Annotated in this window: 21 protein-coding genes; 9 read left to right on the top strand and 12 right to left on the bottom strand. The window is 60.5% G+C overall.

The window, feature by feature from the left end:
• Nucleotides 1-34: 34 nt before the first annotated feature.
• Nucleotides 35-1,972 carry a polysaccharide biosynthesis tyrosine autokinase gene (locus Q0859_RS19730; RefSeq protein WP_299154512.1) on the bottom strand — a complete coding sequence of 646 codons (1,938 nt, stop codon included), beginning with the start codon at nt 1,970-1,972 and terminating at the stop codon, nt 35-37.
• A gap of 604 nt (nt 1,973-2,576) precedes the next feature.
• Here Q0859_RS19730 and Q0859_RS19735 point away from each other — a divergent pair.
• From Q0859_RS19735 to Q0859_RS19755, 5 genes are all read left to right on the top strand, one after another.
• Nucleotides 2,577-3,548: a helix-turn-helix domain-containing protein gene (locus Q0859_RS19735; protein WP_299154515.1), complete on the top strand. Its 972-nt coding sequence runs from the start codon at nt 2,577-2,579 to the stop codon at nt 3,546-3,548.
• Nucleotides 3,549-3,585: 37 nt separating this feature from the next.
• Nucleotides 3,586-4,881, top strand: coding sequence for a ParA family protein (locus tag Q0859_RS19740; RefSeq protein WP_299154517.1), 1,296 nt, complete (start codon nt 3,586-3,588; stop codon nt 4,879-4,881).
• Nucleotides 4,881-5,816: a ParB/RepB/Spo0J family partition protein gene (locus Q0859_RS19745; protein ID WP_299154519.1), complete on the top strand. Its 936-nt coding sequence runs from the start codon at nt 4,881-4,883 to the stop codon at nt 5,814-5,816. Before Q0859_RS19740 ends, Q0859_RS19745 begins: the two co-directional genes overlap by 1 nt.
• 104 nt (nt 5,817-5,920) lie before the next feature.
• A complete protein-coding gene (locus tag Q0859_RS19750; protein ID WP_299154521.1) occupies nt 5,921-6,190 on the top strand; it encodes a hypothetical protein in 270 nt (89 codons plus the stop codon).
• Nucleotides 6,190-7,530, top strand: coding sequence for a hypothetical protein (locus Q0859_RS19755; protein WP_299154523.1), 1,341 nt, complete (start codon nt 6,190-6,192; stop codon nt 7,528-7,530). The genes Q0859_RS19750 and Q0859_RS19755 overlap by 1 nt, the downstream gene beginning before the upstream one ends.
• Before the next feature lie 22 nt (nt 7,531-7,552).
• Here the strand turns inward: Q0859_RS19755 and Q0859_RS19760 are convergent, their stop codons facing one another.
• Genes Q0859_RS19760 through Q0859_RS19775 form a run of 4 tightly spaced genes read right to left on the bottom strand, consistent with a single transcriptional unit; the run spans nt 7,553 to nt 11,924 of the window.
• On the bottom strand, nt 7,553-8,923 hold the full coding sequence (locus Q0859_RS19760; RefSeq protein WP_299154525.1) for an oligosaccharide flippase family protein: 1,371 nt from the start codon (nt 8,921-8,923) through the stop codon (nt 7,553-7,555).
• Nucleotides 8,920-9,936, bottom strand: coding sequence for an acyltransferase (locus Q0859_RS19765; RefSeq protein WP_299154526.1), 1,017 nt, complete (start codon nt 9,934-9,936; stop codon nt 8,920-8,922). Before Q0859_RS19765 ends, Q0859_RS19760 begins: the two co-directional genes overlap by 4 nt.
• Nucleotides 9,933-11,225 carry a hypothetical protein gene (locus Q0859_RS19770; protein ID WP_299154528.1) on the bottom strand — a complete coding sequence of 431 codons (1,293 nt, stop codon included), beginning with the start codon at nt 11,223-11,225 and terminating at the stop codon, nt 9,933-9,935. The genes Q0859_RS19765 and Q0859_RS19770 overlap by 4 nt, the downstream gene beginning before the upstream one ends.
• Before the next feature lie 3 nt (nt 11,226-11,228).
• Nucleotides 11,229-11,924, bottom strand: a complete 696-nt coding sequence (locus Q0859_RS19775) for a sulfotransferase family 2 domain-containing protein (protein ID WP_299154529.1) — start codon at nt 11,922-11,924, stop codon at nt 11,229-11,231.
• A gap of 146 nt (nt 11,925-12,070) precedes the next feature.
• Here Q0859_RS19775 and Q0859_RS19780 point away from each other — a divergent pair, with 146 nt between their 5' ends.
• Together Q0859_RS19780 and Q0859_RS19785 are read left to right on the top strand one after the other, a co-directional pair.
• Nucleotides 12,071-13,219, top strand: a complete 1,149-nt coding sequence (locus Q0859_RS19780; RefSeq protein WP_299154530.1) for a glycosyltransferase — start codon at nt 12,071-12,073, stop codon at nt 13,217-13,219.
• Entirely contained in the window at nt 13,216-14,313 is a 1,098-nt protein-coding gene (locus tag Q0859_RS19785) for a glycosyltransferase family 1 protein (protein ID WP_299154532.1), read from the top strand. Before Q0859_RS19780 ends, Q0859_RS19785 begins: the two co-directional genes overlap by 4 nt.
• Here the strand turns inward: Q0859_RS19785 and Q0859_RS19790 are convergent.
• The 6 genes from Q0859_RS19790 to Q0859_RS19815 all read right to left on the bottom strand — a co-directional run bounded on the left by Q0859_RS19790 (nt 14,310) and on the right by Q0859_RS19815 (nt 18,665).
• Nucleotides 14,310-14,603 (bottom strand): CcdB family protein, encoded by a 294-nt coding sequence (locus tag Q0859_RS19790; RefSeq protein ID WP_299154534.1) that lies wholly within the window; start codon nt 14,601-14,603, stop codon nt 14,310-14,312. The genes Q0859_RS19785 and Q0859_RS19790 overlap by 4 nt on opposite strands.
• On the bottom strand, nt 14,603-14,833 hold the full coding sequence (locus tag Q0859_RS19795) for a type II toxin-antitoxin system CcdA family antitoxin (RefSeq protein ID WP_299154536.1): 231 nt from the start codon (nt 14,831-14,833) through the stop codon (nt 14,603-14,605). The genes Q0859_RS19790 and Q0859_RS19795 overlap by 1 nt, the downstream gene beginning before the upstream one ends.
• Nucleotides 14,834-14,918: 85 nt before the next feature.
• On the bottom strand, nt 14,919-15,590 hold the full coding sequence (locus tag Q0859_RS19800; protein WP_299154538.1) for a sugar transferase: 672 nt from the start codon (nt 15,588-15,590) through the stop codon (nt 14,919-14,921).
• A gap of 127 nt (nt 15,591-15,717) precedes the next feature.
• Nucleotides 15,718-16,443 carry a metallophosphoesterase gene (locus tag Q0859_RS19805; protein ID WP_299154541.1) on the bottom strand — a complete coding sequence of 242 codons (726 nt, stop codon included), beginning with the start codon at nt 16,441-16,443 and terminating at the stop codon, nt 15,718-15,720.
• A 143-nt stretch (nt 16,444-16,586) separates the two neighbouring features.
• Nucleotides 16,587-17,102, bottom strand: coding sequence for a hypothetical protein (locus Q0859_RS19810; protein ID WP_299154542.1), 516 nt, complete (start codon nt 17,100-17,102; stop codon nt 16,587-16,589).
• Between the two features lie 345 nt (nt 17,103-17,447).
• A complete protein-coding gene (locus Q0859_RS19815) occupies nt 17,448-18,665 on the bottom strand; it encodes a pyridoxal phosphate-dependent aminotransferase (RefSeq protein ID WP_299154544.1) in 1,218 nt (405 codons plus the stop codon).
• Nucleotides 18,666-18,828: 163 nt separating this feature from the next.
• Here Q0859_RS19815 and Q0859_RS19820 point away from each other — a divergent pair, with 163 nt between their 5' ends.
• The gene (locus Q0859_RS19820) at nt 18,829-19,029 is read left to right on the top strand and encodes a hypothetical protein (protein ID WP_299154545.1); all 201 of its coding nucleotides are present in this window, start codon (nt 18,829-18,831) and stop codon (nt 19,027-19,029) included.
• Nucleotides 19,030-19,189: 160 nt separating this feature from the next.
• The gene (locus tag Q0859_RS19825; RefSeq protein ID WP_299154547.1) at nt 19,190-20,104 is read left to right on the top strand and encodes a LicD family protein; all 915 of its coding nucleotides are present in this window, start codon (nt 19,190-19,192) and stop codon (nt 20,102-20,104) included.
• Between the two features lie 51 nt (nt 20,105-20,155).
• Here Q0859_RS19825 and Q0859_RS19830 read toward each other — a convergent pair whose 3' ends face one another.
• Nucleotides 20,156-20,809, bottom strand: coding sequence for a class I SAM-dependent methyltransferase (locus tag Q0859_RS19830; RefSeq protein ID WP_299154550.1), 654 nt, complete (start codon nt 20,807-20,809; stop codon nt 20,156-20,158).
• Nucleotides 20,810-21,219 lie beyond the last annotated feature (410 nt).

The raw sequence follows: 21,219 nt of genomic DNA on the forward strand, positions 1-21,219 counted from the left end.
GTTCGCCCCCTGCGCGCACGCGCACCTGTCACTCTCAGCTTTGGTAGTACGGCGCACTGTGGGGCAACTCATAGCCATAGCGTTTCATGCCCTTGGGACTGATCTGACTCAGCACCAATCCCGTAACGCGCTGCCCAGAGGTGTGGAAAACGCGCAGCGCCTCCTCGACCTGGGTTTCACTGGTCTTGTCCCATTGCACGGAAAAGATGATGGCATCGACCTGTTCGGCGATAATGCGGGCATCCGGGACAACCAGAACAGGCGGCGTGTCGATGATGATGGTGTCGTAAACCGCCCGCGCCTCGCTCATCAGGGCGCGGAAACTCTCCGAGGCGAACAGGTCCGCCGCGCTGACCGTCGTGGCCTCTCCGGCCAGTATGTCCGCGCCGAAATGCGCGCTCCGAAACACCGCCTCAGTCAACGACTTTTCCCCGTTCAGCACGGACACGATCCCATCGTCCGGCAGGGCCGTGAAATATTCGTGCAAGGTGCGCCGCCGAATGTCGCCCTCGATCAGCAACACACGTTTGCCCAGACCCAACAGGTTCTGCGCAAGGGCAAGCGCATTGGTGGTCTTGCCCTCACCCGGCACAGAAGAGGTGAACAAAATCACCTGCGGTGGCGTGTCGACATTGGACAGCATGATCGAGGTACGCAGATTGCGGATCGCCTCGACCGCGGCCGAAGTCGGCTTGTCCGACAGATATTGCAGCACATCACGCCGGCCGGCGACGGGCATGATCGGCACCTGCCCCAACACCGCATATCCGGCAAAGGCCTCAAGATCCTGCGCCGTGCGGAACCCGTTGTGACCCATCTCGCGCAGCAATACAAAGCCGGTGCCCAGCATCAGGCCCAACACGCCGGACATGGTCAGGATCAGTGATTTGCGCGGCTCAGAAGCAAACAGCGGCACAACCGCATCCGACAATATGCGGCTGTCGGCCTGCTGAATGCCCTGTTGGGCCGAGGTCTCGTTAAAGCGGGTCAGAAAATACTCATAAAGCACCCGCGTCGCCTCTGCTTCGCGGGTCAGTTGTTGCAAGGTGATCAGGTCTTCGCCTTGACGCTCCAGCGCCTGTTTCAACTCGCGCTCCGAGGCGCGCAAAGCCTGCACTTGCTGATCGGTGCCGCTCAGGGACGCGGTGGTGATACGGTCGCGCACATCCTTGATCTGACGCTCAAGCGCCTGCATCCCACCCACCGACACCAATTCCGTCGATCCGCGAAAGGTCGATACATCGGCCTCCGCGCCCTCCAGCCGTGCCTGCAACTCAGCCACCCGCGTACCCAGCCAAAGCGTTGCTTGCCGGGTCGTCTCGAACTTCACCTCGACCTGATTGAGGATATACAGCTCCACAATCATATCCGCGATGCTTGCAGATTTGCGCGGGCTTTCCGTCTCTACTGTGACCTGAAACACAAGGCTCAGCGGGACATTGCGCACCGTCACCGCGTGCAACAGGGTCGAAATCACCGCGTCCCGGGTCTGTTGTGTCTGCTCCTCCGGGGTCAGCTCAAATATGGGGCCGCCCAGACCCAGGCCCGATTTGATCAGCCCCTTGATACGATCCCACAGCGTGACAGGGCGCAGGGCGCGGTTGAATTCCGGGTCCTGGGTCAGGTTCAGCCGGTCCACAACCTCTCCCATCAGGCCACGGGCGCGCAGCACCTCGACCTCGGAATTGACCTCGGATGTGTCACCGGACAAACCGCCCACCACGCTTTGCAAATCGATGATCTGTTCCTGATTGGTCTCAAGGATCACCACCGCGGTGGAGCGGAAGATGGGTATGGCCAGCACATAGGCGTAATAGCCGCCAAGCAGGATCGCAATTGCAGTCGCCGCACAGATCACCCATTTGCCGCGCCAAATGGTCGACGCCAGACCGCCCAAATCAATGACATCGCCATCGCTGTGCGGTCGGGCGGGCGATATGCTACCGGCCGAGATATGTCTGCTGTATTGCATGGTTTTTGCTGCTGATGCCCTGCGATTGGGGTGGTGTCACACGGGTTCGACCCAAGCGTGCTGCGGCACCCTAGCATTGCCAAGGTTACCGATATGTTAACGCCAAACGGGCACTGAAACCGCTTCAGATTCGGGCCACGTCGAAATGACTATGGTCTACTCAGCGAATAAGGGGGCGGTTGTGTCTGTGCTGACGGTTCAGCACTGAGGCTAATTTATCATTGAAAAACAATAGCTTGCCGCTTTTCTTTCAGGCATCCCACGCAATTAAAAGAATTACTTGCCTTAGTCCTTGTATTTAGCGCTATATTGCCCTCAATATCAAGAGTAAGCGGCACTAGACCGCACCAGAGGCTGGCGATGCATATACACTACCGCAAACGATGGGTCATTCCCGTTGGGGCCCTCCCTGCATGTGCTGTCGCAGCCGCGACACGCAGGAGGCATGATCCATAAACAGGCAAGGCTAAACGAAACAGGGCCGGACGGCGGCAACCATCCAACCCTGTGAAATGAAACCAAAGAGGCCCATTCTGTTCGCAGTTTCAGAATAGCCTCGTCGCGCAGAACCCGCAAGCTTTTGCTGTGCGGGAACGAGGAAAATATGTCAGAAACAATCGAATTTGACCGGCGCAAGGGCTTTGTCGCCCTGCCGGTTGAAGTGCTGGAACTGGAACTGTCCCCCGGTGCCTTCAGGCTGTTGGTGGAACTGTGCCGCATGGCAAATATGGACGGGTTTTGCTGGCCTTCACTAGGGCAATTGGGTGAACGGTTGGGTCGGTCCAAGGCGGCGATTTCGGGATATGTGACCGCCTTGCGAGAAGCGGAACTGATCTCGACCGAAACACAGACCACCGCCAATGGGTACAACTATCGCCTGCGCTATTGCGTGGTGTTCTGGAAGGCTTGGCGCGCGTCACTGTCGGGCAAAGTGGCCGCCTCTTGCACCGAAAAAGTCGATCACAAAGATGAATGCAGTGTTCAAAAGAGTGAACGCCTTAGGGATTCAAAAAAACAGATTCATATAAAACATGACCCCTGCGGGCTGTCCGTTCATGCAAAATTGATTTCTGAGTGGGCCGAGTGCACCAAAGGGACCCCGTATCCTGCATTAAAGCATACTCCCTCCGAGGGCCTCGTCGCTGCAACGAACCGATGTGTTCAAGACACTGACACAACGATTGAGCTTATGTCCGCGGATATACGATCTGCCTTGGAGCGCACATTCAGCGCTGTTGATCTGGACAAAGATCGGGTTGCTGTGACTGCGGCGGTCGATCACCTCGCCGAAAAAGGGCTGTCGCGACCGGAGCTGAATGCGTTTTGTGCAGCACTCACGAAAAGCTGGCAGCGGCATTGGCGCAAGGTTCCGACCCCAAAACAGCTTGACCAGACACTCAAATCCGCGGCCATAATCCCCTACCGCGCCCAACTCAAACTGCTTGAGGGCTATCTGCGGCGGTGGACATTGGCGCAAAAGACCTTGCGCCCCGCCCCGCCTTGCGAGAAGTTGCCGGTGCGGATTGGGGCCCCTGCCCTGTCCGGCACACCCACATATATCCGTGGATATAATTAACATGGCGTACGGGCAGTTTGAGCAATTTATACGGAACATGACCCGCGTCATGGGGGCCGTGAACACAAAGCTGCAACGCGATCTGACGCTGCGCACCCGGGTTGCCCGTCGGTTTTCGATGACTGAAGTGGCGCAATTGCTGGCTGTCGACACCACTTATCTGACCCGCTTGACCAATGACGAACCACAATTTCCTGAAGGTGAGCGGATCGGGCGCGAGCGCACTTTTTCGCCATCCGAGATCATGTTGATCCGGGCCTTGATCGGGTCAAATCCGGGTGCAAAACGCGATCACGTGCATTGGCGCAAACCCGGCGACCCGGTCAAGGTCGTGACCTTTGGTGCCCAGAAGGGCGGCACGGGCAAGTCACTAAGTGCGGCGCATTTTGCGCAATATATCAACCTGTTCTACGGGTTGCGCGTGGGCGTGATTGATGCCGATCCACAGGCCACGGTCTCGCTTTACTTTGCGGATGAGGGGCTGCCCTTGTTTGATCCCGACACGGCGACGCTCGCGGACTTCATGGGGGTGGACAACCCCGGTGCGGATGCGGTCACGCCGCGCACGGCCGAGGATCTTGACGCGATCTGGCACGCCACACCCTGGCCGGGCATCCGGTTGATCCCGGGTGGTGCGAATATCCAGAACGGGGATATCAGCCTGTTTTTCCTGTCCCAGTCCAGCCGGGTGCCGGTGTATCGCGTGCTCAAGGACGCGATTGCCACGTGGGACGCTGGCAATGGGCCGCGCACGCGCCCTGAGGATTTGCGCGATAACAGCGGTGCATTTGATGTGGCCCGCTATGAGCAGGCGCTGAATGAAACGGTGGATGTGATCGTGATTGATCAGCAACCCTCGTTGACGCTGATGCAGCTGAATGGGCTGATCGCGGCGGACAATGTGGTGATCCCGCAGACCATGAAGGGCTTTGATCTGGCGACGCTGGCGACATACGTGTCCAACATTGGCGAATACCTTGAATTTATCATGGGATTTGAGGCGGATCTGGAGATTGGGGCCGGGGCCCACATGGTGCTGCCGACGATCGTGCAAGAGCAGAATAATCAGGATGTGGACCAGATTGTGGACCTGTATCGTAAGGCACCGCGCGAGGTGATGCAGGTGTGGTATTCACGCTCTGACGCGATTGCGAATGCGGCCGAAGAGTACAAGAGTATCTATGAATACCTGCCGCCCAAGACCCGCCGTGTGTCTGCGCGGGCGTTTATGGACAATGCCAATGCGGTGAATGACGCCCTGGTACAACGGATTTGGCCCACCCTGCCACCACGTGATTTTGCGCAGGCCTTTATGGAGGAGCGTTGGGACTGATGGCAAAGAAACGGAAATTGAGCGGGGCCTTGCCCGACGAGGATGTGAACGCTGTGGCGGACGAGCCTCGCAAGGGTGCGATGGGGGGCATGTGGGCCGGGTCGGCGATGAACATGCTGCAACAGCGCATTGAATCGACCCGTGGATCGCTGGTTGAGGCGGTGCTGGCCGGGACCATGGCCCTTGATCTTGACCCTGATCAGATCGTTGATGATCTGGGCAGCGACCGCATGACCAATTGGGTGGCGGACGAAGATTTTGACAAGCTGGTCGCCAATATCGCGCGCCGTGGGCAGACGCAGCCCATTCGTGTCCGCCCTGCCGAGGCGGGATGGGTGCCCAATGAAGATACGCCGCTTGAGACTGATGCCCGCTTTGTCATTCAATCGGGCCGCCGCCGCCTTGAAGCCTGCCGGAAACTGGGCCGCACGGTCCGCGCGGTTGTGTCGACCGAGGTTGGGGATCAGGCGCTGGCCGACCTCGAGGAGCGGTTTCACGAGAACACGATGCGCCGCGACCTGAACGGGTTTGAGGAGCTGATCTCGATTGGTTTGCTGGCTGAAAGCATGACCGAGATGACCCAGACCGAGATCGCTGAACGCATCGGTGTGAGCCAGGCGGATGTGTCGTTGGGGCAGGGGTGTCTTGCATTTCGGGACGAGATTTTGCGTCAGGTCGATATCGAGGACACCCCCAAGCGCGCCTACCGCACGATCCTGCCCAAGATTAAAAAGGGTGAGCGGCTGAAGGTGCCGGATTATGACAAGCCGATCCGCCAACGCTATGACGTGCGGGGCATTCCGATGGTGACGGTCCCGGTCACGGGTGGGTTTGATATTGCCATCAGCAAGGCCCGCGTCGATGAGGATGATCTGGATGATATGCTGGTCGAGATGGCGAAGCTGATTATGAAGTACCAGCGCAAGAAGCCTTAAGTCCGCGGATATAATTGCGGTGCCCTGCCCCACCGCGCGCTTGCTTAGCAGTTGATTAACCCGTTTTCCGCATCTTCCGCCTGTCTTTTTCCAAGGAGGCTGCGATGCCCATTTCCGATACATTCCGTGCGTTTCAACCCGGCCTGAACAGCCCTGTCGAAGGTGGGTTTGATGTGACGCCTGCGGATGGCGTTGATCTGCAATCTGTTACCCGTGCCGTCATGGTTGCCGGTGCTGGCGATCTGGCTGTGACGTTGAAAAATGGCGACACGATCACCCTGCCGGGCCTGACCGCTGGTGTGATCTATCCCGTCCGGTTGGCGCAGGTGGCAGCGACCGGCACAACGGCGACGGGCATCAAGGGGCTGCTTTGATGCTGGGTGTTGCGGTCGGTTTGCACCCTCAACATAGCGCGCGGCGTGCTGTTGCTTTTCCTGCGGGGTTTGGCTGGGATCAGGGCCGCTTTGGCTTTGGCATTGCGGAGGTGGGTGGCCGGTTCGAGACGGATCTGGACCCGCGTGCGCTTGTCGATCCGGCGATCTGGACGGCCCCCGCCTTTCATGTCGACACGGGCGGCAGTGATGCCAACAGCGGGTTGGGTGCACAGGACGGTGATTTTTCCGATGCCAAGCGCACGATCTATGCCGCCTTTGTTGCGGGCAATGCGACCGGTGCGCCCTATCGTGTGTTGGTGAACGCTGGCCAATACAAGGAAAGTGAATTCACCCGCAACGGCAACGATGAGCCGGATCAGCCGGTTGCGCTGATTGCCTGGGGTGGTCGTGTGCAGTACCGCACCGGCCCGTTCACCGTGAACTGGAGCGATGCGGGCGGCACCTACTCCGCCTCGGCCAGTGCGGTCAAGCGCGTGTTTCGCACCGATGTGCTGACGCCTGAGGGCTTGTATTCCGAGCTGGAGCAGGTCGCAGATGTTGCTGTCTGTGCTGCGACGCCGGGGAGTTGGGTCCTTGATGGGTCTGTGGTTCATGTGAATGTGGGCGGTGTGCCGGGCCCTTCTGATATTGCGCTGATGCGTGGGTTTCATGGTGCGCGGTTCATGCAGCATGTCGATGATTTCTATATCGAGGGGTTTGATCTTGAGGGCGGGATCACCGGCACGTTGCATTTCGACAAGCTGTCGGTGCGCAACATTGTGGGTGTCGATTGCACCTTTCGGTATTCGGCACCGTACAATCTGGGCGCGCCTTTGGATGCAGTGCGTGTGCGCCGGGTTGATGGGCTGTGTGCTTTTTTCCGCTGTGATGCGAGCTTTGGCGCCAAGGATGGCTGGTCTTTCCATGATGATGGCGCTGCGGGCATGCATGTGCTGTTGCAGGATTGCTCGGGGTGGCGCAATGGCGCGTTGGGCGCGACGTCGGTCAATGCGTTTACTGTCCATGATGCGGTGCGTGCGATTGGGCTGAACGGTCGGTTTGGGTTGTCGCGCAATGGGTCCGAACTGCATTCGATCCAGGATGCGCAGTGGTGGCTGGCTGGCACGCGGGTTGTGGCGCGGGATGTGGATGGGTCTTCGGTGGCGTATCAATGTTCGAACGCGTCGCAGATGTGGCTTGAGCGTTGCGTGGCGGATGCGGCGGGTGGGGCCGACAATTTCGCGATCGAGGCGAATGGTGGAACTGTCTCTATCCGGCGTTTTGAGCCTGTATCAGGGTCTATTGAGGTCTATTCGGGTGGGTCTGTGACTCCGTTCTGAGCTGCGGGGTATGTGTGGCTGGTCAGGCAGCGTTCCGGGGTGTCCGGGGCGCTGTTTGTGTTGTTGTGTCAGTTATATTGACCTTTCTGCGTCCGGCGTACAGTGCCGCTGCGTAGAATGCTGTTCCGAGCAGGACCTGAGTGGCGAGGTTGAGTGCGGGTATCAGTAGCAGTCCGCCTGCCATGAGTGCCCCTGCGATGAGGGGTGCCATGATGGGGGAGAGGTCGTGGCGTGTTAGCTTTAGCGGTTTCAGGCTGTGTGGCAGGAACCAAAGGCTGGTGATCAGGGCCGCCATGCTGAGGCTGGCCGCACTGAGTGTCGGATTGCACAGCAGTGTTGGTGCGACCAGTATGACGGCGAGCATTGATCCGAGGGTCGCGTGTCTTAGCACAAGTTGTGTGTGTCCGGTCGCCGTGAGGGCTTGGAGAAGCGGCATCCAGAGCGCGGTGAACAGCCCGGTCAGTGCGAGTGCCCGCAGGATGGGGCTGACCGTGTTGGCGTGTTCTGTGCCTACCACCAGTGCGAGGATGTTTGGGGCGGCTGCCACTGTGCCCCCCCAGATCCATGCTGCCAGCGTTGCATTAAGTCGTAAGTGTCGCTGCAGGGAGGTGCGCAGATCGGTTGCCGCGCGCAATTGGGGCAAGGCGATAAAGCGCAGGGGGGACAGTGTAAGTGCCTCGATCAGGCTGAGCATCCGTGTGGCGATTTGGAAGGCCCCTGCGGCGGTCATTCCCAGGGTCAGTCCGATCGCGAGTTGCGCGAGCGGGAATTGCGCATTTGTCAGCAGGTCTCGGGTTGTGATCTGGGTGATCAATGGCCTTATTAGGCTCTGATATCGCCAGTTGGGCACGGATTTGGGGTAGTACCCTGCCAAACAGATCGAGAGGCCACAGGACAGCCCCGTGTTGAGCAGCGCAAATGTGGCGAGCGCCCATGGTCCGATGCCGCTGACCAGCATCCAGAGGGTGATGGCAGCGGCAAATGTCTGGACAGCCATCGTGCGCAGGGCCAGTGCGCGCAGGGCGAGGCGGCGGCGCAGGAGCCCTTCGGAGACGGCGGCGAGGCCGTTGAGCGTCGGGATTGCTGCCAGAGTGGTCAGCAGGGGTGTTTGCGTGGCGATGCCGACGCTGGCCAGCAGTACCGACAGCAGCAGCCCTGTTCCCGTGGACATCGCAAAGAGCGCGTCGCAGCGGCGTCGGGATTTGCCGGTTATGATGACCGCTTCGCCGATGCCCGCCTTGTGCAGACCTTGGGTCAGCCGCACGGGTGCGATGGCGGTGGCGAAAAGCCCGATCTCGGCCAGGGTCAGGAACCGCGTGGCGACCAGAAACACCGCAGCGGCGATGCCGACCCGCGCCCATTGCAATGCGAAGGACCAAAGGCGCATTGTCATGCGGGCAGGGCTTTGGGCTTGGGTGCGAGGGTGCGCATCATTGGCCGTTCGATCAACAGATGCGTCAGCAGCCCGACGGCAAGCGCGAGGGCGCAGACGCTGATCACATAGATTGCCGCCCCAAAGGGCGAGGCGGGCAGCAGTGGTAACAGCAAGATCGTTGCGGCCCGCAAGGCAAAGCGGTGCGACAGATAGAGCGCATAGGACGCATCCCCCCAGATCTGGCCGGGCAGGTTGCGTTGTGGGCACAGCAGCGTGCCGCTGGCGACGATCAGTGCGGCGGGCACGCCAGCGGCGATGAACCGGGGCAGGGGGGTCGGATCAAGCACGATCAGCAGGCCCAACCCGATGCCCACGAGTGCCGCCGCCCCGCCCCAATGCGGCCACCGCCAGCCGCGTTGCCAGAGCTGTGCAAGGCCGATGCCTATGAGGAACTCAAGGATGATCGGATCGCTCCAGAATACCAAGGGCGCGCTGGTCCATGGGATGAAAGCCCCGAGGGTCGCGATGCTGCATATCAGTGCCGTCAGCGCCAGAAACGGGCGTGGCAGGGCGAGGCAGAGGGCGGCGAGCGCGTAGAAGAAGATTTCGTAATTCAGCGTCCAGCCGAGGGACAGGACAGGCGCAATCCGCCCGTCGCCGCGTTCGTAGGGGATGAAGCTGTAGGAGCTGAGGATTTGGGCGGGGTCCAATGTGGTGTCCTTGGCCCCGCCGGGCAGTGCGATCAGCACCGCCACCATCAGCGTTGTGAACAGGAAATAGAGCGGCACCACCCGCACCAGCCTGCGCCACAGGAACGGGCCGGGCTGGCCCATCAACCGATTGGCTGACAGCGTGATCACGAAGCCCGAAATCACGAAGAAGATGTCGACCCCGCGTGTCCATGGTACCGCGTCGCCGGGCAGGGGCAGGCCAAAATAGTGTTCGGCCTCGGCCAGCACATGCCCGATCAAGACCATGAGGGCGGCAAGCGCGCGCAGGACTTGCAAACCGGGGAGGCGCCGCGGGGTCATGTGCGCACCTGTGATGAGAGCGCGTGCCTGCGTCGCCGACTGCGGAAGGTGATGCGCGGGGCAGGGCGCGCCGCTTCTCCGCTTGGTCGTTTCCTGGACAGGAAGATGACCCCGCCCATCAGCGCCACGGAAAAATAGAAGTTCTGATGCGTGAAATAGAGCGAATGGCTGGAAAACAGCAGCGCTGCCCCGATCTGTGCATAGACCACGGCCCAGCCAAGTGATGTGTGCGCCCGCATGAAAATCTGCCGAAACACAAAGGCGCAGATCGCGATGAAAATCGCGCCGCCGATGGGGCCATAATCCACATAACCGGCCGTGAAAAATGGGAACTCACCGCCCCCGAGGACCCCGTCCAGCGTTCGCATCTTGCTGGCGAGCAGGGTTTGGAAATAGCCGTCACTGAAGGTCATAAACATCAGCCCCTCAAGCGTGACCCCGCCATATGTGTGCGGGATCGGGATCGACAGGGGCGCAAAGCCGTTGAACATGTCGTTGACCAGATAGAAGGCCAGTTTTTGCGTCGCGATATCGAGCGCCGGACGTTGGATGATCGGGTTTGTGATCGCCTCGCGCGCGGTCCACAGCGCCAGAAACAGCAGGATACCGCACCCCACCCAATGCAGCGCGATCACCCGTTGTTTGACGATGCAGGCGACGATGTAGCTGCTGAGCACCAGTTGCAGCAAAAGCAGTCGCTGGCTCATCACGATGGGCAGGATGAACAGGGCTGCGGTGTTCACGGCCAGCACGCTCCACATCATCAGGCAGGCCTGGCGGGGCAGGGTGTGTGTGGCCAGAAGTGCCGCGGCAAGGCAGGCGGTGGCTGGCAGTGCGGCATAGAACAGCCGCATGCCGGTGAAGAGTTTGTTCTGAAGCAGGATATCGCGGGTTGTGAGGCTGTCGGCATAGGCCGCCCTTGCCAGTTCGATCAGCCCCCCCGCATTGGCCGCTGCCCCAAAGATCCACAGTGCTGTCACCCCAAGCAGGACCAGATTGGCGAGCCCCGTCAGGATCGCCATGCGTTTGAGATCAAAGGCAGCGGGCTGCGCCCGTGTTGGCTGTCGGATCATCCGTGCGCAGAGGTCCCCGACCAGATAGATGACCAGCCCGAGCAGCGTCCATGACAGCCCCGCCCATCCGAAAGCCGACAGGTGCAGCCCTTCGCGGATGATGAACGCCTGCACCAGATCAAGTTGGTCCAGTTGCGCCAGCGTCCACCCCGCGCCAATGCCCGTGAGCCCCCAGCACAAGAATACCAGCGCAAGAGGGGAGAGCGCATGCCGCATGGCTTAGGCCGCCTGCGCGAGAAACTGGCTTTGAAAGATGGCGATGTCGGGCGCGCACAGGGCCTCGATCTGCGCGCGCAACTCGGGTGGTACTGTCAGGGGGACGGGGGCCGCATTGCGGTGCCAGCGGATCAGGGGTGTGTGTGTCAGTCGCCGCAGATCGCGGGCAAAGGCGTCTGGTGCCCCAAGGTCGCCCACGATGTCAAAGCGCCCCAGATTGCGGATTGCCTGCCGGATCAGGGCCCCTGTGTTCTGGCCGGGTCGTTGCCACTGTCCGGCGAAATAGAACAGGTATTGCGATGCGATCCGCTGCGCCTCGTGGCTGTCGAGAAACCCGCGCAGGGTGGTGGCGCGGGCGGGATCGGGGTGTTTGCGTTGCAGGTAGTGGTAATGCGAGACGAACCGCAGGGCTGGGTCGCGCAGTAAGGTCACAAAGCGGTACTGCGCTGCGGGTCCATCGTGGAAATCGGGATCATATTGGACATGCCCCGCGATCATCCGTTTGCCGCTGGCCACAAGCGTATGAAGTGCGCGCTGCCGCGCCGCATAGTCGCTGAGTATCCGCGCCTCGCCCGTCAGGGTCGTATCTCCCTGATCCAGCCCGATCGTGGATTGTGATGCGAAATAGCGCAGCCGAAGGGCCGCCCCAAAGCTCGACCCGCCGCATTTGGGCACGTGAATGTAGATGATGCGACCCATGCGCGCTCCCACCTGATTAACCATCTGTTAACACATGAGAAAAACCGTCCTTTTTCTGCACGTATTAGGATTTTGGTAAGGATCGCACGCGATGGTTAATGCGGGCTTAACAGTGATGGGGGTGATAATGCGGCCAAGGAGATCCAATGCACATCGCGCATGTTCTAACCCGCCTTTTGCGTGCGGGATCCGAAGAAAACACGCTTGCCACATGTCGCTGGCAGGTCGCTGCGGGCCATCGTGTCAGCCTGATCCACGGCAATATGTGTGACCCGTTCTGGCATGATCATTTGCCCCGTGGCGTGACCCGCATCGCGGTCCCCGAGATGGTGCATCCCATCCGTCCCGTGCAGGATGCCCGCGCGGTGACCCGCCTGCGCGCGCTTTACCGCGATCTGCGCCCCGATGTTATCCACACCCACCAAAGCAAGGCTGGTGTTCTGGGCCGGTTGGCGGCGGATGCGGTGCCGGATGCGGTTGTCGCGCACGGCATCCACATCATTCCCTTTGAGGGTGTCGGTGATCCAAAGCGCGCGCTGTATGTTGCCGCAGAGCGGATGGTGGCCCGCCGCACGGATGTCTTCATCGCCGTGTCTGAGGCCGTGGGTTGCGCCTATGTCGAGGCGGGCATAACGGGGCAGGTGCATTGTGTCCGCTCGGGCATGGATCTGGCGCGGTTCCGCGACGCGCCGCTGCCTGCGGATTGGCCCGCTGTGTTGGGCGTGGCCCCCGGCGCTGCCCGTCCGCCCGTTGCGCTGATGATGGCCGCCTTTGAGCCGCGCAAGCGTCATGTCCCGTTCTTGCGCGCCTTTGCCAGGGCGGTGGATGTTTTGCCTGACATGAAGCTGCTGTTGGCGGGGCGCGGCCCGGAAGAGGCGCGGGTCCGCGCCGAGGTGGCCGCGTTGGGTCTGGGCGACCGCGTGGTGTTTTGCGGTCACCGCCCTGATCCCGAGGCGCTGTTTGCGCTGGCGGATGTGTCCATTCTGACCTCTGAACGTGAGGGGTTGCCGCGTGTCGTGGTACAGTCCATCGCGGCGGGCTGTCCGCCTGTCGTGCAGCACCTGCCGGGCCTTGATGAGGTCGTTGTGGATGGGCGCAATGGCGTGATTGCGGCGCCGGACAATATGGACGCCACTGTGCGCGCCCTGCGCGAGGTTCTTGCATCGCCAAAGCAATTGGCGGCGTTGAGGCGGGGTGCACGCGCCACCGACCTGAGCGCATGGGCCCTGGACAGGTTGGGGGCCCGGACCACGGCTCTTTATCAGGCCCCTGCGGCCCTGTCGGAGGTCGCATGACCGTTTACATCAATGGCCGTTTTCTGACCCAACCGGTATCGGGTGTGCAGCGCTATGCGCGCGAAATGATGGGTGCCTTGGATGCTTGCCTTGGGGCGTCGCCGTCGATGCAGGCGCGGCTTGGCCCGGTGGAGGTGTTGGTGCCGCGTGCGGTTCCTGCGCCGGGGTGGTCCACGCTTGGGGTCCGTGTGGTGCGTGGTGGCAAGGGCCATATGTGGGAGCAGGGGGCCTTGTATCAGGCCAGCAAGGACGATGTGCTGGTCAGTCTGGGCAACAGCGGGCCGCTGCGTCACCGCGCCCATATCCTGTGCCTGCATGATGCCAATCTGTTTGAAATCCCGCGGGCCTTTGGTCGCCGCTATCGCGTGGCGCATCGGTTGCTGCGCCCGGCCCTCGCGCAGCGCGCCGCTGCTTTGCTGACGGTGAGCCAGCATTCTGCCGGTGTCTTGTCTCACCATCTGGGCGTGCCTGCTGATCGCTTTACGATTGTGCCCAACAGCGCCGAGCATGTCTTGCGCTGGCCCCATGCCCCCGGCGTGCTGGCCACCTATGGACTGACTCGGGGGCGCTATCTGCTGAGTGTGGGCAATCAAAGCCCCAACAAGAACCTTGGTGCGCTGATTGCGGCCCATGAGCTCGCGGGGCCGGATGTGCCCCCGCTGGTCTTGGTCGGGGGTGATGTGCCGGGTGTGACCCATGCGGAGGCGGGGCAGGGCACGCGCGCCCTTGGTCGCGTGCCGGACAGTCATTTGCGTGCGCTTTATGAGGGTGCGGCGGCTTTCGTGTTTCCGTCCTTGCACGAAGGATTCGGGATTCCCCCGCTTGAGGCGATGCAGTTGGGTGTGCCTGTTTTATGTGCCCGGAGTGGCGCGATGCCTGCAGTGCTGGGCAATGCGCCGCTGTGGTTTGATCCGCTGGACGTGGTCGATATGGCCCGTGCCCTGCGCACCTTTGCCCGGATGGCCCCGTCAGAGCGGGCTGCCATGCAGGTGATCGGCAAGGCGATGGCCGCGCAGTACCGATGGGATCAGAGCGCGCGGCGCCTGGCCGGGATTGTCGTGCGCGTCAGGTTGCATGCGGCGCTGGCGGCCTAGAACCCGGTGAACAGCATGTCGAGGGCGGCTGTGATTTCGTCCTGTGCCGCGCTGAGGCTGCTGTGCCTGTCGCCGAGAATGGAGGTGGGCACCGTTGCGATGAACTGGGTTGCCATCAGCAGTTGCGTTCCATCAAGGTCGAAGATCGGGTTCAGCCTGCGGGCGGGCGTGGGGGCCTGATCAAGCGGGATCAGTGGCACCACCACGCGGGTGGTCAACACGTCGAGCAGATCGGACTGAACGTCCAGCAACAGCCCGCTGTCGCTGGCAAACACGTCAAAGCGCGCCACTAGAAATTCCGGTATTTGGCCAGCGGCAACCCGTTGCGCGCGGCCCAATCGTTTGAGCTGCTGAGTGCGGCCGCGTTTTCCTGTTTCCAACGCGCGGCGCGGGCCTGTGCGACGGCTTGGGCAACCCCGTCCTCGGCGGCGCGGGACAGGTTGATGTCAAGGCTGCGCGCCTCTTGCAGAAGGGACGCATCAAGCGAGAGATTGGTGGGCTTGCGAACGGTGGATGGCATGTGCGCTCCTCTCTTGGTAGAGGCATAACATAGGGCGCAGGTTTATGCGCGTCAAATATGCGCATAGATTGTGTAGTGAGAGATTCTAACGCCCTGTGGGGCGCACCACCACCAAAGCGGTGCGTGCGATCAGCCCCAAGTCCTGCAACAAGCTGATCCGCTGTTCGTAGGTTTGGTCGAGGTGTAGCCGTTGCGTATAGCATCCGTTGGCGCGTGCGGTGACCTGCCACAGCCCTGTGATCCCCGGTTTCAGGGACAGGTAGACATGGCTATGCGGCCCGTAGCGTTCAAGTTCGGGGAGGGTGACGGGGCGGGGGCCCACAAAGCTCATGTCGCCGCGCAACACGTTCCAGATTTGGGGGAGTTCATCCAGACTGGTGCGCCGTAGGAGGTGGCCCAAACGGGTAATGCGCGGATCGTTTTCCAGCTTTTGGGTGCGGTGCCATTCGGCGCGCGCAACCGGGTCGGTGTTCAGGTGATGTTCAAGCCGCGCCTCGGCGTCGGGCAGCATGGTGCGGATTTTCCAGCAGGCGAAGGTCTGGCCGTGACGGCCCACACGGGTGTGGGCGAACAACCCCGCGCTGCCGTCGCGGCGAACGAGCAGGACCAGGACCGCGATAATGGGCAGCAGGGCAGGCAGCAGGATCACGGTAAGGGTCAGATCAAGGGCGCGTTTGCCGATCCGCCGATAGAGGTGCCGCGCGCCAAGGGTGCGGATAGAGGCATGTGGATCAGACAGCAGATCAAGATGCGCCATAAGCAGGCTCCGTCATGTGATCCCACCCACAGTCCGGTTACGAAGCTTTAAGCATTTCCACGCTTAACAGAGGGTAAACGCGGCATCGAGAATTTGAAATAATTTGAGGTGGGTGAGGATGCCCGGCTCAGGTGATCACCGTAAACGTGATCCTGCCCGGCGCGATCAGTGCGGTGGTCAGCTGCCCCGTCGCATATGCCCCGGTGTCGATGGCGATACGGCCCTGCGTTGCATTTGGTGCTGCAACGATGGTGTGCCCGTGCACGACCCACATACCGTCGGATCGAGTGGTTTTCATAAAATTTGGGTGGCCCCAGTGCAGGGTTTCAATCTGTTGATCCGCCAGTTTGTGCGTGGGGTCCGCTCCGGCATGGACCACCGCGACATTGCCCGACTGCCAATAGGCGGGCAGCCCGTTGATCCACGCGATCAGGTCTGGCCCCATCGCCTCGTAAAGCTGATCGCGCGCGCGCATCAGCGCCTCCGCCCCGCTGATTTGGCTGACACTTGCGATCCCGAAACTTGCCAGTGTCTGCAAGCCCCCGTTGTGCAGCCAACGCGGCCCTTCGCCAGCGGGGTTCTTGAGAAAGGCCAGCAGCATCACTTCGTGGTTGCCCGATAGGCAGGTGATGTCGGGGCGGGCGCGCAGCATCCCCAAAACCTCGGCGCTGTGATCACCGCGATCCACGTAATCCCCGACGCACACAATCGGATGGGGCGGTGTCGTGTCCAGAAACCGGGCCAGCAGATCCGCGCGCCCGTGGATATCGCCCACGGCGATGAAGGGGCTGTCGGGGGCCACGTCCGGCAGTTCCGGTCGGCCCACAAATCGCTGAAACAGGCGTTTGATCATATGCGGTTCTCAGAAATGGTGGGCTGCGGCGGGGTGCGATGCCTGTCTCGTGTCTTAGGCTGTGTCACTTTGGAAGGGAAGTGTGGTGCGGGTTTGGCCGCGCTGTCGGTGTTGTTGCGATCTTTCGTGACGGGGCGGCGCCGTCAGTTCGTGCAGTTCGCCCAATCCAGCCTGAAGCGATCAAGGTATTTGCGCAATCGGTCCGCGTCATTGCGGCTGGTCTTGGCCGCACGGGACGCTGCAAACAGCCGCCGCCCCGCCGCGCTGAGGCTGGCGCTGATCTGGCAAATGCGAATGACGGCGGCCAGTTGCACGCGGTCAAATTCGTCAATTTGCGCCGCTTTTGAGCCAAGGTATCTCGCGATAAGCTGCATGTCGGGATCTGTGTTGGCTGCGGCCCATGTGCCTCTGATCGTTGCGATTTCGGTTTCAACCATGGCCGGTGTGATTCGTCCGCGCGGGGCGAGGGTGCACATCCGCTGGACCGATGCGCCGAGATCGCGAAAGTTGCCGGGCCACAAGGTGCCGGGATCGGTCGCAAACCGTTCATATGCGGCCTGTGCGTCGGCGTTGAATGTCACCCGGCTGCCAAGCAGTTTTTCGACGCGCGCGCGTTCGAATGCGATGTTGGGCGCGATGTCTTCGGGGCGTTCGCGCAATGCGGGCAGGTTGAACGTCCACAGATTGAGGCGCGCAAAGAGGTCGGCGCGGAACCGACCCTGGCGGATGTGGTCGACTACATCGACCCTTATGGCTGCATGATGGCGGGCGACGTGCCGCCGTTCTGGCTGAACAAGAAAAAGAAAGGGAGACGCGCGTGAGCTGCGTTTCCCACGCCCTTGGTTTTGGATTGAGAGGTGCGACTCGCGAACTGTAATGCCGCAAAGGCGAGGGCGTGGCCATATGGCAGTTGCCGGTTTGGGTTTAGGTGTCGCTGTGCTGCCTGTCCGGGATGGGTGAAAACACCCTGCTTTCGGTCCAACACAGTTGGCATCACCGAGGCGTCACTTTGCGTATCGCTTGGCCAAATCGATGATCCGTGTCGCAGCCGCAATCGATGCCTGATGATCCTGCGAAAAATTCAGGCGAATGCGATTGGTATCCTGCCGTGCAAATTCTGTACCGGGCGTCACGATTACCGCCGCCTGTTCACGCAGAAACCTGACGAAGTCGGTGAGGCTGATCGTGAGATCCGGCAGGCGCGGATAAAGATAGCTGCCCGCATTCGGGCGTGCTGTTCGCAGACCTGCGCCATTGAAAATGCTCAGCAAGTCGTCACGAATGGCCTGATGTGCGGCAACCCTGTCCTGCAACCACCCTTCGGGCTCACGAAACCAGGTTTCCAGCGCGGCCTGATTGTAACCGGCCGCACGCAGCGACACCAAGGCTTGCAGTTTCTCCATCCGGTCGACCAATGCCGCCGTTCCAAAGGCGACTCCAAGCCGGAACCCACTTAAGGACTCGGTTTTTGAGGGGCCAAGGATCGTAATGATGTTCTTGGGTGCGTTTTGATCCGCTCTGAGGTGGGTGTAACTGTCTTCGCCCGCATATTGCATGCGCGAATAAAGCTGATCGACCACAACCGTCACATCATAGGTCTGTGCGAGAGTGGCAATCTGCGCGATCACATGCGCCGCTGTCACCGTTCCGGTCGGGTTGTTTGGTGTTGAAAAGATCAGGACCCCGGCACCGTCCCTGAATGCCTTTTCCAGCGCGCCGAGGTCGGGCCCCCGGTTAACCTCGTCATCCCCGTAATTCAGTGGGACGTGCATGACTGTGCCGCCAAAAAACGTGACCAGCTTTCGGTTTGCAAAATAGTCGGGTTCGATGACAGCGACCTTTGTGCCATGGGTCACAATTGCACCCAAAGCGAGAAACAGTGCGCCCTGTGTTCCCGGCGTGATGATGAGTTCGCTGTTGTAATCGACCGGGGCTCCGGTGAAGGTGCCCAAGTCCTGCGAGACGCGTTGGCGCAATGTGTCCAGCCCGCGATACTCGGTATAGGCTTGCGCCGCGCCGCGCTCGAACCCTTGGTTCCAGGCCTGCAAGGCACTGGGTGTGGGGGGATGCGCATCCACATCACCATGCGAAAAGTCGACTGGAACACCGGCGAGCGTGGCACCTTTTTTCTGGTCTTCGCCGTGTTGGACGGATTGGCGGACTTCCTGCCCGGGGGCGTTGTCTGTGCCAAGTTCACGAAAGATCTGGTCGAGCGATTTCATCAGATGTCCTGTCCAGCTGTAGGACCCGTTTGTGGATCGGATGCGCCCTCGATACGTACTGTATTTCAAGATAAAAACTATGTAATTTTATCTTCAGGCGATAGAAATCCCATGAATACAAGATACCTCAGGGCGATCCTGAACGTGGTATCAGCCGGGTCTTATGTGGCGCCAGATCGGCCTGACGGCCCGGATCATGTCCGAGGACCATGCGCTTGTGCTGGCATGGAAGGGGCTGTCGACGCTGCACGATGTGCGCCAAATCCCGTCGCCCGAGATCGCGCAAACCAGAAATATCGGCATGTTGCATCGGCGGCTGAATGCAGCCTGGATTAGACTTCTGACCGGATTGGAAGCGGCCTGACAGGAAGGGCAGGGCAAAGCGCGCCTGCTTTGGGCGCGGCCTGTCAAAGATTTGCGGCTTGGGCGCATCATCCGTGATTTCTGTGCCCGCCGCCCGCCCCGATGCTGGACTTGCGGCGCGTGGACGGGATAGGTCAAAGGTGCATTTGGAGGATATCAAGATGAGTGAGAACGGCAGTCTTACACGGCAAGAACGTCAGGCGCGTATTGTCGAAATCAGGGATCTTGCCCTTGAGCATCTGACGTCCTCACGCAAGGATTTCCGACCCCATGACTTGCAGGACGAGCTTGACGACCTCGCACCCGGCAAACCCAACAAGCGGCCCGCTGAAGCGCTTGAGGCACAGATTTTGATCGTCGTCGGGGCGGGCCGAAAACCCCGCCGCGCGCAAAAGGCGCTTTATCACCTGTTTCGGTCTCGCCTTGCGACCGGTGAGCTGGAAAAATATCAAGCCATTGAGGCGGCTTTGAAAGAGGCGGAACGCAATGGCATCTCTTTGGAGGGGCTGTTTTTCCCCCAATCTTTCGGTTCCCTTGACCATGCAGAAATCTGGACGAAAGTCGCAGATATGATGACCAAGATCGAAGATTTGGGCGGCGAGGTGTTCTTATGCTGCGGCACGCTTTTGGGTGCTATCCGGGACAAGAGCCTGATCGAACATGATGACGATGTGGATCTGGCCTATGTCCTGGACGCGGGCACGCCGCAGGAGGCCGCACAGCAGTGGATGGAGGTTTATGAATACCTGCGCAGCCACGATTTGTTGCAAGAGACCGGGCCCAACCCGTGCAGCTACAAGCTGAAATCAGGCACCGAGTACAATATCGACCTTTTCCCGGCCTGGGTGTCTGACGGCAAGGTCCATGTCTACCCCTATGTCTGGGGCGAATTGGACGAGGCGGATGTGTTTCCGTTGCGGCCGTGCCCGACCACGAACCTGCCGATCCCCAAGGACGCCGAGGCGATGCTTGCCGTCAGCTATGGGGAAGGCTGGCGCGTGCCGGACCCCGGTTTTTCGACCGCGTGGGGCCGACTCAACCGTCGGTTCGCCCCGTTTCGCGATGCGTTGGACTGAACGCCCGCTGCGTGAACTCAACAGACCCCGACAGAAGGCGGGGTCCGCGATTTACAGCTGTTCGACAAGCATTCGGACCACGAACGCGTCGTCATCCTTATACTTTGCATAGCCCGTGCCTTGGGTGAAATAGCTTGCCGTCAGGCCGCGCTGAAACAGCTCGTTCAGGAAATCAACCGGCTCGACATATCGGCGGTAGTGTTCGGCGGTGACCTTGGACAGCTTTTCATCTGCGGCGGTTCGAAATTCCAGTGCGAGCCGGCCGCCATTCTTTTTCAGGAACGCGGCGCAAAAGTCCAGAAACCCTGCCTGTTCGTTGTCGGTGATGGCGTGGATGAAGAACCGGGCGTAAATTACGCCGACACCGGACACGTCTATGCCCGACATTGCATCCGCGACTTTTTCCATCAGATCAGGATCATCACAGGCCGCAGACAAGGCCGCGATCGGCAGGCCCTGCGCGGAGGAGCGTTCAACAATATCGCTGATGGCGGCGGTGCTGCCATCCACGGACACAACCGGCATCTTGTGGCGCGCAAAAAAGAACGTATCCCGCCCGTTGCCGCATCCGACATCCAGAAAGTAATCGGCATCTCTGCATTCGCTCAGCACGAAGGCGGCGAATTGCGACGGAATATCTGGAACGGCTTTGGCGGTGTAGTAAGAGTCCCAATACTCGCCGCGCTCTTTGTGGGATGTGCCCATGTGTAGGTCCTGCTGCCATTGGCGTCTTGAAGGTCAGTTGATCGCGCCGCTTTACTGCTCGAAAAGACGCGAGGTCGAGGTAGCTCCGTTTAAGAAAATCAATGGCTGTTCTCAAGCATATTGAACGGCAGTCCTGCATTTGGTCGGGGTCTGATGCAGATTGGGCGATGCGTGGGGCGTTAGGGCTGGGTTGTCGGATGCGGGCAGGGATGTCGGCCGGTCAAGTAGGAGAACCACGGGAAGCGTTACGTAATTAATCATCGGAACTATCGTAAGTGTCAAAATTGATCGTCAAAGGTCGGGTGGCGATGTGAACTCACGCTGAAGTGCAAATTCTGATATGTTATTTTATTCCAACCGGTTCTGTATTTCCATCAGCTTGGTCTCGAAGACTTCGGCTGGCGTCCGGT

Origin of the sequence: uncultured Tateyamaria sp., assembly GCF_947497045.1 — a bacterium.
Classification (GTDB): domain Bacteria; phylum Pseudomonadota; class Alphaproteobacteria; order Rhodobacterales; family Rhodobacteraceae; genus Tateyamaria.

Coding starts and splice junctions, on each gene's coding strand:
- Q0859_RS19730 (WP_299154512.1), bottom strand. CDS start 1,972: ATGCAATACAGCAGACATATCTCGGCCGGTAGCATATCGCCCGCCCGA.
- Q0859_RS19735 (WP_299154515.1), top strand. CDS start 2,577: ATGTCAGAAACAATCGAATTTGACCGGCGCAAGGGCTTTGTCGCCCTG.
- Q0859_RS19740 (WP_299154517.1), top strand. CDS start 3,586: ATGACCCGCGTCATGGGGGCCGTGAACACAAAGCTGCAACGCGATCTG.
- Q0859_RS19745 (WP_299154519.1), top strand. CDS start 4,881: ATGGCAAAGAAACGGAAATTGAGCGGGGCCTTGCCCGACGAGGATGTG.
- Q0859_RS19750 (WP_299154521.1), top strand. CDS start 5,921: ATGCCCATTTCCGATACATTCCGTGCGTTTCAACCCGGCCTGAACAGC.
- Q0859_RS19755 (WP_299154523.1), top strand. CDS start 6,190: ATGCTGGGTGTTGCGGTCGGTTTGCACCCTCAACATAGCGCGCGGCGT.
- Q0859_RS19760 (WP_299154525.1), bottom strand. CDS start 8,923: ATGACAATGCGCCTTTGGTCCTTCGCATTGCAATGGGCGCGGGTCGGC.
- Q0859_RS19765 (WP_299154526.1), bottom strand. CDS start 9,936: ATGACCCCGCGGCGCCTCCCCGGTTTGCAAGTCCTGCGCGCGCTTGCC.
- Q0859_RS19770 (WP_299154528.1), bottom strand. CDS start 11,225: ATGCGGCATGCGCTCTCCCCTCTTGCGCTGGTATTCTTGTGCTGGGGG.
- Q0859_RS19775 (WP_299154529.1), bottom strand. CDS start 11,924: ATGGGTCGCATCATCTACATTCACGTGCCCAAATGCGGCGGGTCGAGC.
- Q0859_RS19780 (WP_299154530.1), top strand. CDS start 12,071: ATGCACATCGCGCATGTTCTAACCCGCCTTTTGCGTGCGGGATCCGAA.
- Q0859_RS19785 (WP_299154532.1), top strand. CDS start 13,216: ATGACCGTTTACATCAATGGCCGTTTTCTGACCCAACCGGTATCGGGT.
- Q0859_RS19795 (WP_299154536.1), bottom strand. CDS start 14,833: ATGCCATCCACCGTTCGCAAGCCCACCAATCTCTCGCTTGATGCGTCC.
- Q0859_RS19800 (WP_299154538.1), bottom strand. CDS start 15,590: ATGGCGCATCTTGATCTGCTGTCTGATCCACATGCCTCTATCCGCACC.
- Q0859_RS19805 (WP_299154541.1), bottom strand. CDS start 16,443: ATGATCAAACGCCTGTTTCAGCGATTTGTGGGCCGACCGGAACTGCCG.
- Q0859_RS19815 (WP_299154544.1), bottom strand. CDS start 18,665: ATGAAATCGCTCGACCAGATCTTTCGTGAACTTGGCACAGACAACGCC.
- Q0859_RS19820 (WP_299154545.1), top strand. CDS start 18,829: ATGTGGCGCCAGATCGGCCTGACGGCCCGGATCATGTCCGAGGACCAT.
- Q0859_RS19825 (WP_299154547.1), top strand. CDS start 19,190: ATGAGTGAGAACGGCAGTCTTACACGGCAAGAACGTCAGGCGCGTATT.
- Q0859_RS19830 (WP_299154550.1), bottom strand. CDS start 20,809: ATGGGCACATCCCACAAAGAGCGCGGCGAGTATTGGGACTCTTACTAC.